At 39.0% G+C, this 10,612-nt stretch carries 6 protein-coding genes; all 6 read right to left on the bottom strand.

The annotated features are described in order from the left end of the window. Window positions 1–204: 204 nt before the first annotated feature. The 6 genes from rpoC to rplK all read right to left on the bottom strand — a co-directional run bounded on the left by rpoC (window position 205) and on the right by rplK (window position 10,587). Window positions 205–4,467, bottom strand: coding sequence for a DNA-directed RNA polymerase subunit beta' (rpoC, locus tag ELS83_RS15670; RefSeq protein ID WP_171596487.1), 4,263 nt, complete (start codon window positions 4,465–4,467; stop codon window positions 205–207). A gap of 83 nt (window positions 4,468–4,550) precedes the next feature. Beyond that, the gene (rpoB, locus tag ELS83_RS15665) at window positions 4,551–8,363 is read right to left on the bottom strand and encodes a DNA-directed RNA polymerase subunit beta (RefSeq protein ID WP_171596486.1); all 3,813 of its coding nucleotides are present in this window, start codon (window positions 8,361–8,363) and stop codon (window positions 4,551–4,553) included. 105 nt (window positions 8,364–8,468) lie between these two features. Continuing rightward, window positions 8,469–8,843 (bottom strand): 50S ribosomal protein L7/L12, encoded by a 375-nt coding sequence (rplL, locus tag ELS83_RS15660; RefSeq protein ID WP_120241600.1) that lies wholly within the window; start codon window positions 8,841–8,843, stop codon window positions 8,469–8,471. Window positions 8,844–8,882: 39 nt separating this feature from the next. Continuing rightward, on the bottom strand, window positions 8,883–9,401 hold the full coding sequence (rplJ, locus tag ELS83_RS15655; RefSeq protein ID WP_171596485.1) for a 50S ribosomal protein L10: 519 nt from the start codon (window positions 9,399–9,401) through the stop codon (window positions 8,883–8,885). 29 nt (window positions 9,402–9,430) lie between these two features. Then, window positions 9,431–10,123 carry a 50S ribosomal protein L1 gene (rplA, locus tag ELS83_RS15650; RefSeq protein ID WP_171596484.1) on the bottom strand — a complete coding sequence of 231 codons (693 nt, stop codon included), beginning with the start codon at window positions 10,121–10,123 and terminating at the stop codon, window positions 9,431–9,433. Between the two features lie 20 nt (window positions 10,124–10,143). Beyond that, entirely contained in the window at window positions 10,144–10,587 is a 444-nt protein-coding gene (gene rplK / locus ELS83_RS15645) for a 50S ribosomal protein L11 (RefSeq protein ID WP_171596483.1), read from the bottom strand. Between the last annotated feature and the right edge of the window lie 25 nt (window positions 10,588–10,612).

The raw sequence follows: 10,612 nt of genomic DNA, 5'->3' as shown, positions 1-10,612 counted from the left end.
TAGGTCATTTCCCCTTCTTCAACTTGACGTACAACTGACAATTTAAAGGATAAATTATAATTTCGTTGGGTACGCCTTGCTACAGTCTTTCTCAATATTTTCATAAATAAGTCGATTTACTGTCAACTTATTTCAGGACGGGACATTTCCATTAAAAAAGGGTGTCTCCAATGGAAACACCCTTTTAATTATAGAGTTCTGATTTTAGAATTCTGATTTAGAATCAAGAAGCTTTTCATACTCTTCTTTTGCTCCTACTACAACATCTTTGTATTCTCTTAAACCTGTACCTGCAGGAATCAAGTGTCCACAAATAACGTTCTCTTTCAGACCTTCAAGTTTGTCCATCTTACCGCTAATAGCAGCTTCGTTCAATACTTTTGTAGTCTCCTGGAACGATGCAGCAGAAATGAAACTCTTCGTTTGCAGAGCTGCACGGGTAATACCTTGCAGGATCTGTGTAGAAGTTGCTGAAATTGCTTCACGAGCTTCAACAAGTTTCATATCGCGACGCTTCAAAATAGAGTTCACGTCTCTTAGCTTTCTTGCTGTTACAATTTGACCTGCTTTTAATTCATCAGAGTCACCACCATCAACAATTACTTTCTTACCGAAAATCTCATCGTTTTCACGCATGAATTCCATTTTGTCGATAACTTGTTTCTCCAAGAATTTAGTATCTCCCGGATCATCGATTACTACCTTACGCATCATCTGACGAACGATAATCTCAAAGTGTTTATCGTTGATTTTCACACCCTGCATACGGTATACATCCTGTACTTCGTTCACGATATATTCCTGAACTTTTGTAGGACCTTTAATCGATAGGATATCAGCTGGTGTAGTTGCACCTTCTGATAATGGAGTACCAGCTCTTACGTAGTCGTTCTCCTGAACAAGGATCTGTTTTGAAAGAGGTACAAGGTACTTCTTCACATCACCTGTTTTAGTTGTAACAACAATCTCTCTGTTACCACGCTTGATTTTACCAAAAGTAACCTCACCATCAATCTCAGAAACAACTGCTGGGTTAGATGGGTTACGAGCCTCGAACAACTCAGTAACACGTGGAAGACCACCGGTGATATCACCTGCCTTACCAAGAGCTCTAGGAATCTTAACAACTGACTGACCTGAAACTACCATCTCACCTTCGGCTACCGAAATGTGAGCACCTACTGGTAAGTTGTAAGATTTTAATACCTCACCACTTGAGTTCAAAATCTTGATACTTGGGTTTTTGGTCTTGTCTTTCGATTCAACAACTACTTTTTCCGCAAAACCAGTTGCTTCATCCGATTCCTCTTTAAATGTAATACCTTCAATTAAGTTTTCGAAAGTAACCTTACCTGAGAATTCAGTGATGATCATCGCATTGTATGGATCCCACTCACAAATTAAGTCGCCTTTCTTAACATCCTGACCATCTTTAATATACAATTTAGATCCGTAAGGAATTGTATGGGTAGTCAAGGTAATGTTGGTATTTTTATCGATAATGCGTAATTCTGCCAAACGACCAATTACCACATCATGTTTCTTTCCATCTTCTGGTGTATGCTCAACTGTTCTTAATTCTTCGAACTCAGCATAACCATCGTATTTCGATTCAACAGAGTTTTCCGCAGAAACGTTACCCGCGGTACCCCCTACGTGGAAGGTACGAAGAGTAAGCTGTGTACCCGGCTCACCAATTGACTGAGCTGCGATAACACCAACTGCTTCACCTTTTTGAACTGCTTTACCTGTTGCAAGGTTACGTCCGTAACATTTCGCACAAACACCTTGTTTCGACTCACAGGTAAGTACAGAACGAATCTCAACACGTTCGATAGGAGAATTTTCAATTGTCTGAGCAATCTCTTCAGTAATTTCAACTCCTGATTTCACAAGTAGTTCACCTGAAATTGGGTGATATACATCGTGTACAGTAGTTCTACCAAGAATTCTCTCACTTAGAGATGCAACAATTTCTTCCTGATTCTTAATTGCGGTAGCAGTTAAACCTCTTAATGTTCCACAGTCTCTTTCGTTAATAATAACATCCTGTGCAACATCCACCAAACGACGAGTAAGATAACCCGCATCGGCTGTTTTAAGTGCCGTATCCGCAAGACCTTTACGAGCACCGTGAGTAGAAATAAAGTACTCTAGTACCGAAAGACCTTCCTTAAAGTTCGAAAGAATCGGATTCTCAATAATCTGACCACCGGTAGCACCTGATTTCTGAGGCTTAGCCATCAGACCACGCATACCACCTAGCTGACGAATCTGCTCTCTAGAACCACGAGCTCCAGAGTCAAGCATCATGTATACCGAGTTAAAACCTTGGTTATCGGCAATTAACTGGTTCATCAATGTTTGAGTCAGATTAGCATTAACATGCGTCCAAATATCAATAATCTGGTTATAACGTTCATTATTGGTAATGAAACCCATGTTATAGTTATTCAACACTTCTTCAACCTGAGCATAACCTTCAGCAACAAGATCTTCTTTTTCTGCCGGCACAATAACATCCGACAAGTTAAACGAAAGACCACCTTCAAATGCTTTACGGTATCCTAAGTCCTTAATGTCATCAAGGAACTTCGCACAGGCATCAACACCACATTTCTTGAATACATATCCAATAATGTCACGAAGTGCCTTTTTGGTAATCAATTGGTTAATAAAACCAGCTCCATCAGGAGTAAATTGGTTCAAGATGATACGACCAATAGTAGTTTCCACAATGGTATCTACCATTTCATCGTTTTCATTCAAATCCTTCACTTTCACTTTAATCACAGAGTGAAGATCAACCGCTTTCTCGTTGAAAGCAATCATAGCTTCTTCTGGTGAATAGAAAGTTAAACCTTCACCCTTGCTGCCTTTTCTAGGCTTGGTAATGTAGTATAAACCTAATACCATATCCTGAGAAGGAACTGTTACCGGAGCACCATTGGCTGGATTCAAAATATTGTGAGAACACAACATTAACATTTGAGCTTCCAACACAGCTTCGTTACCTAGTGGCAAGTGAACTGCCATCTGGTCACCATCGAAGTCGGCGTTAAAACCGGTACAAGCAAGTGGATGTAGACGAATTGCTTTACCCTCGATTAATTTAGGTTGGAAAGCCTGAATACCTAAACGGTGAAGAGTAGGAGCACGGTTCAATAGAACTGGATGTCCTTTCAGTACATTTTCCAAAATATCCCAAACAACAGGATCTTTTCTATCTACAATTTTCTTGGCTGATTTTACTGTCTTTACAATACCTCTCTCAATCAACTTACGAATTACGAAAGGCTTGTACAATTCTGCAGCCATATCTTTTGGAAGACCACATTCATGCATTTGCAAGTCTGGTCCAACAACAATTACGGAACGAGCAGAATAGTCAACACGCTTACCCAACAAGTTCTGACGGAAACGACCTTGTTTCCCTTTCAACGAGTCAGAAAGAGATTTCAATGGACGGTTATTTTCTGTCTTAACCGCGTTAGACTTACGTGAGTTATCGAATAATGAATCAACAGCTTCCTGAAGCATACGTTTCTCGTTACGTAGAATTACTTCCGGTGCTTTGATTTCAATTAATCTTTTCAGACGATTGTTACGAATAATTACTCTTCGATACAAATCGTTCAAATCTGAAGTTGCAAAACGACCACCATCCAATGGTACCAATGGACGAAGTTCTGGTGGAATCACAGGAACAACTTTTACAATCATCCATTCAGGATTGTTTACCCCTTGTGACTCACGGAAAGCTTCAACAACCTGCAAACGCTTCAATGCTTCGTTCTTACGCTGCTGAGAAGTTTCTGTATTTGCTTTGTGACGCAAATCATACGATAATGCATCAAGGTCAAGACGACCCAAAAGGCTATACAGAGCTTCCGCTCCCATTTGTGCAACAAATTTATTTGGATCATCATCATCCAAATATTGATTTTCTGCAGGAAGTTCATCAAGAATATCTAAATATTCTTCCTCAGTTAGAAAATCTAAATATTTAATACCATCGGCTGATTTTACCCCAGGATTAATTACTACGTATCTTTCGTAATAAATAATTGAGTCAAGCTTTTTGGTAGGTAATCCTAAAAGATAACCAATCTTGTTTGGTAATGATTTGAAGTACCAGATGTGCGCAACAGGAACAACCAACTGAATGTGTCCCATTCTTTCACGTCTCACCTTTTTTTCTGTTACTTCAACACCACAACGGTCACAAACAATACCGCGATAACGGATACGCTTGTATTTACCACAATGACACTCATAATCTTTAACGGGACCGAAAATTCTTTCACAGAATAATCCATCACGTTCCGGCTTATAAGTACGATAGTTGATGGTTTCAGGCTTTAAAACCTCTCCACTTGATCTTTCAAGAATTTCTTCTGGAGAAGCAAGACTGATAGAGATTTTTGTAAAATTGCTCTTTACTTGTTTATCTCTTCTGAATGCCATATGTTGAAAATTAGGAAATTAACAATATTATTCTATAAAAGTGAATGCACGGAAATCCGAACATTCACTTTATAATATAAGGCTTAAATTAATTTTACGCTCAAGCCAAGACCTCTCAATTCGTGTAATAACACGTTTAGAGATTCCGGTATACCCGGATTTGGCATTGGATCACCTTTAACGATAGATTCGTAAGCTTTAGCACGACCTACAACGTCATCCGATTTAACGGTTAGGATTTCCTGAAGAATATGAGCAGCACCGAATGCCTCTAGTGCCCAAACCTCCATCTCTCCAAAACGCTGACCACCAAACTGAGCTTTACCACCAAGTGGTTGCTGAGTAATAAGTGAGTAAGGTCCGATAGAACGCGCGTGCATCTTATCATCAACCATGTGACCAAGTTTCAGCATATAGATCACACCTACTGTAGCAGGCTGGTCGAAACGTTCTCCTGTTCCACCATCGTGAAGATATGCTTTACCGAAAGCAGGTACCCCAGCTTCGTCGGTATAACCTGTGATTTCATCCAATGAAGCACCATCGAAAATTGGGGTAGCAAACTTCAATCCAAGTTCTTTACCGGCCCAACCTAGTACAGTTTCAAATACCTGTCCCAAGTTCATACGCGATGGTACACCCAGTGGGTTCAAACAGATGTCAACAGTTGTTCCATCTTCAAGGAATGGCATATCTTCTTCTCTAACTACACGTGAAACAATACCTTTGTTACCGTGACGACCTGCCATTTTATCACCAATCTGAAGCTTACGTTTCTTAGCAACATATACTTTCGCCATTTGAATAATACCTGCTGGCATTTCATCTCCAATGGTTACATTGTATTTTTTACGCTTATTGATACTTTCAAGCTCTTTGAACTTGATAATATAGTTGTGTAAAAGCTTTTTGATTGTTTCGTTCTTCTCTTTATCGGTTGTCCACTTGTTTGGATTAATTTCCAGGAAGTTGATATCCGATAACAATTTCTGAGTGAACTTCACACCTTTAGGAATCACATCTACATTTAAGTAATCTTTTACTCCCTGAGAAGTTTTACCATTTACAAGGATAAATAGTTTTTCAACCAATCTAGCTTGTAATGCAGTAATCTGTGATGCCAATTCTTCATCCAATTTCTGGATTAAAGGCTTATCTGATTGCTTCGATTTACGATCGCGAATTGAACGTGAGAATAATTTCTTATCGATAATCACACCACGTAATGATGGAGAAGCTTTCAATGAAGCATCTTTTACATCACCTGCTTTATCACCAAAGATTGCTCTTAATAATTTCTCCTCCGGAGAAGGATCTGATTCCCCTTTAGGAGTAATCTTACCAATTAAGATATCACCTGGCTCAACATTCGCACCAATACGAATCAATCCGTTTTCATCAAGGTTACGAGTTGCTTCTTCACTAACGTTAGGAATATCCGAAGTTAATTCTTCCATACCACGTTTCGTGTCACGAACTTCCAGCGTATATTCGTCAACGTGAACAGATGTAAATACATCATCCTTAACGATTCGCTCCGAAATTACAATCGCATCCTCGTAGTTGTAACCTTTCCAAGGCATAAATGCCACTTTTAGATTACGTCCAAGAGCTAGTTCACCATCCTGAGTTGCATAACCATGAGTCAAGATCTGACCCGGTGTAACCACTTGTCCTTTTGTAACAATTGGTTTCAAATCGATGGTTGTACCCTGGTTGGTTTTACCATATTTTGGAATATCGTAAGTTCTCGTATCTCCTTCGAAACTAACAAATGCTTCCTCTTCAGTTTGTTCGTATTTGATTACAATTTTGTTTGCATCAACAAACTCAACAACACCATCACCTTGAGCGGTAATTTGAGTTCTAGAGTCACGAACAAGTGCACCTTCCAAACCAGTACCTACAATTGGTGATTCAGGTTTGATAACAGGAACAGCCTGACGCATCATATTAGATCCCATCAATGCACGGTTCGCATCATCATGCTCCAGGAATGGAATCAAAGATGCAGCGATAGAAGCGATTTGGTTTGGAGCAACGTCCATCAAATCGATATTCTCAACTTCCTCGAATGGGAAGTCACCATCTTTACGAGACTTCGCTTTTGGATTCACAAAGCTACCATCATCATTTAAAGGAGCATTTGCCTGTGCAATTGTCAATCCTTCTTCCTCTTCAGCCGATAAGTATTCTACACCTGCCGAAGATAAATCAACACCACCATCAGCTACCTTACGATATGGAGTTTCGATAAATCCTAAGTTATTGATCTTAGCAAACACACAAAGTGAAGAAATCAAACCAATGTTTGGACCTTCAGGAGTCTCAATCGGACATAAACGACCGTAGTGAGTGTAGTGTACATCTCGAACCTCGAAACCTGCTCTCTCACGCGAAAGACCACCAGGACCTAAGGCCGACATTCTACGTTTGTGTGTAATCTCAGCCAATGGGTTGGTTTGATCCATGAACTGCGATAATGCATTTGTTCCAAAGAAAGAGTTGATTACAGAAGATAGCGTCTTCGAGTTGATCAAATCGATTGGAGTAAATACCTCATTATCTCTAACGTTCATTCTCTCACGAATGGTTCTGGCCATACGTGCCAAACCTACTCCGAACTGAGTATAAAGTTGTTCACCAACTGTACGAACACGACGGTTACTCAAGTGGTCAATATCATCCACATCAGTACGAGCATTCAACAGCTTGATTAGGTACTTGATAATTTCAATAATGTCTTCTTTGGTCAACACTTTTGTGTCACCATCAGTGTTTAAACCTAATTTTTTATTTAGGCGGTAACGACCAACATCACCTAAATCATATCTCTTATCAGAGAAGAATAATTTATCGATTACGTCACGAGCTGTAGCCTCATCTGGTGGCTCAGAGTTACGTAATTGACGATAAATGTGAAGAACTGCTTCTTTCTCAGAGTTACAAGGGTCTTTCTGAAGCGTATTATAGATAATCGCATAATCAGCAAGATTTTGTTCCTCTTTGTGCAATAAGATAGTTTTTGCACCTGATTCAAGAATTTCTTCAATATGTTCTGGTTCGATTATTGTCTCACGATCAATAACCACCTCATTACGCTCAATAGATACTACCTCGCCTGTATCCTCGTCTACGAAGTCTTCAATCCATGACTTAAGAACACGAGCAGCAAGTTTTCTACCAACGATTTTCTTCAAACCGGTTTTAGAAACCTTGATTTCATCAGCAAGGTTAAAAATCTCAAGGATTTCTTTATCGCTTTCGTAACCAATTGCACGAAGCAAAGTTGTTACAGGAAGCTTTTTCTTACGATCGATATATGCGTACATCACATTGTTAATGTCGGTAGCAAATTCGATCCAGGAACCTTTAAAAGGAATAATTCTGGCAGAATATAACTTGGTTCCATTTGCGTGTACACTTTGTCCAAAGAATACACCAGGTGAACGGTGAAGCTGTGATACAACAACACGTTCAGCTCCGTTAACTACGAAGGTACCTTTTTCAGTCATGTATGGAACTGTTCCCAGGTATACATCCTGAATTACTGTATCGAAATCCTCATGTTCAGGATCGGTACAGTAAAGTTTCAACTTAGCTTTTAGCGGTACGCTATAAGTTAAGCCTCTTTCGATACATTCATCGATTGTGTAACGGGGCGGATCAACAAAATAGTCGAGAAATTCCAATACGAAATTATTTCTGGTATCGGTAATTGGGAAATTCTCGCTAAATACCTTAAATAATCCTTCGTTCGTTCTTTTCTCCGGAGTCGTTTCCAGCTGAAAAAAGTCTTGAAAAGATTTTAATTGTACTTCTAAGAAATCAGGATATGAAAGCTGATTCTTATTAGAAGCAAAACTAATTCTTTGACTAATAGTATTTGAAGACATTTACTTAAAATTAATTGAACCTAAACGATAATAAACAACAAAAAGGCTTAGAGTCCCGGTTAGGAACTCTAAACCAAATAACCTTATATATAGGTTTTAGTGCTTCTATTTAAGCTCAACTTCAGCTCCCGCTTCTTCTAATTGTGCTTTAAGTGCTTCAGCTTCTTCTTTAGAAACTTTCTCTTTCAATGGAGCTGGAGCAGCGTCAACTGCAGCCTTAGCTTCTTTAAGACCTAAACCAGTTAATTCTTTAACCAATTTAACAACCGCTAGTTTAGAACCACCAGCAGCAGTAAGAATTACGTCAAACTCAGTTTGCTCAGCAGCACCACCTTCAGCGCCAGCAGCAGGTCCAGCAACAACTGCAGCAGCAGCAGCTGGCTCAATTCCGTATTCTTCTTTTAAGATTTCAGCTAATTCATTTACTTCCTTAACAGTCAAATTAACTAATTCTTCTGCAAACTTTTTTAAATCTGCCATTTTTCCTTCAGTTTTTAAAATTTAATTACTCTAAATATATTACTCTTTTTCTGAAAGTGTTTTCACAACACCAGCTAGGATATTCTTTCCTGATTCCAAAGAAGACACAACATTCTTGATTGGTGATTGAAGCAATGCAACGATATCTCCAATAAGTTCTTCTTTAGATTTAATGGTAGTAAGAGCTTCAAGCTCGTTATCACCAACATAAAGCGATTCTTCAACGTAAGCCGCTTTCAGGATAGGTTTATCATGTTCCTTACGGAACTCTTTGATAAGCTTCGCAGGAAGGTTACCAGTTTCTGTAAGCATAAGAGAAGTAGCTCCCTTAAGTACATTATCTAGTCCTTCAAACTCACCTTCTGCCTTTTCTAAAGCGATTCTAAGAAGGGTGTTTTTTACAACAACCAACTTAATATCTTTCTCGAAACATGCTCTACGAAGTGCCGAAGTATCTTCAGCATTCATTTCTGAGATGTCAGTAAGGTAGAAGTGGTTTGACGCATTGATTTCTTCCGTCAAGCTATCAATAATCTGAATTTTTTGTTCCTTTTTCATGATTACTAAGATCTTGATTAAATTTTTAATTAGTCAAGTGTTCTTGGATCAATTTGAAGTCCAAGACTCATTGTGCTTGACAGGTAAACACTCTTGATATAAGTTCCTTTTGCTGCAGATGGTTTCAATTTATTGATAATGCCAACAAATTCTTTAGCGTTATCCATGATTTTATCTGCCTCGAAAGACACTTTACCGATTGATGAGTGAATGATACCGTACTTATCGACCTTAAAATCAATCTTACCAGCTTTCACTTCAGCAACTGCTTTAGCGATATCCATAGTTACTGTACCAGACTTAGGGTTTGGCATTAAACCACGTGGCCCTAATACACGTCCAAGTGCACCAACTTTCGCCATTACAGTAGGCATGGTGATGATTACGTCAACGTCGGTCCAACCTCCTTTGATTTTGGCAACATAGTCGTCAAGGCCAACATAGTCAGCACCTGCTGCTTTTGCTTCTTCTTCCTTATCAGGAGTACAAAGAACCAAAACACGAACTTCTTTACCAGTACCGTGAGGAAGTGTAACAACACCACGTACCATTTGATTAGCTTTTCTCGGGTCAACTCCTAAGCGAACATCCATATCCACTGAGGCATCAAATTTGGTTGATGTAATCTCCTTAACCAATTTCGCTGCTTCGTCGATAGAATATAGCTTATCAGTATCCACTTTTTCTGAAGCTAACTTTCTATTTTTCGTTAGTTTACCCATTTTAATTGCAGTGTTTAAAATTATTGATTAAGAGGATTATCACCAGAAATTGTGACACCCATACTTCTTGCCGTACCAGCAACCATACTCATGGCGCTTTCTACTTTAAAAGCATTCAAATCTTTCATTTTCCCCTCTGCGATCTCGCGAACTTGATCCCAGGTAATTGAACCAACTTTCTTACGGTTAGATTCTGGAGAACCTGATTTTAATTTTGCAGCCTCTAAAATTTGTACAGCAACAGGAGGAGTTTTTGTAATAAATTCAAACGAACTATCAGAATAAACAGTAATCACAACAGGGATTACTTTTCCAGCCTGATCTTGAGTTCTTGCATTGAATTGCTTACAAAAATCCATGATATTAACCCCTTTAGCACCCAACGCAGGTCCTACAGGGGGTGAAGGATTTGCAGCACCACCTTTGATCTGCAATTTGATTAATCCTGCAACTTCTTTAGCCATAGCTTTACTTTTCTAAAGGATTTAA

Origin of the sequence: Marinifilum caeruleilacunae (assembly GCF_013141825.1) — a bacterium.
Taxonomy (GTDB): Bacteria; Bacteroidota; Bacteroidia; order Bacteroidales; family Marinifilaceae; genus Marinifilum; species Marinifilum caeruleilacunae.
The sequence above is the reverse complement of the archived record's forward strand: the minus strand, read 5'-3'. Positions and strand labels throughout refer to the sequence as shown.

Coding starts and splice junctions, on each gene's coding strand:
- rpoC (WP_171596487.1), bottom strand. CDS start 4,467: ATGGCATTCAGAAGAGATAAACAAGTAAAGAGCAATTTTACAAAAATC.
- rpoB (WP_171596486.1), bottom strand. CDS start 8,363: ATGTCTTCAAATACTATTAGTCAAAGAATTAGTTTTGCTTCTAATAAG.
- rplL (WP_120241600.1), bottom strand. CDS start 8,843: ATGGCAGATTTAAAAAAGTTTGCAGAAGAATTAGTTAATTTGACTGTT.
- rplJ (WP_171596485.1), bottom strand. CDS start 9,401: ATGAAAAAGGAACAAAAAATTCAGATTATTGATAGCTTGACGGAAGAA.
- rplA (WP_171596484.1), bottom strand. CDS start 10,123: ATGGGTAAACTAACGAAAAATAGAAAGTTAGCTTCAGAAAAAGTGGAT.
- rplK (WP_171596483.1), bottom strand. CDS start 10,587: ATGGCTAAAGAAGTTGCAGGATTAATCAAATTGCAGATCAAAGGTGGT.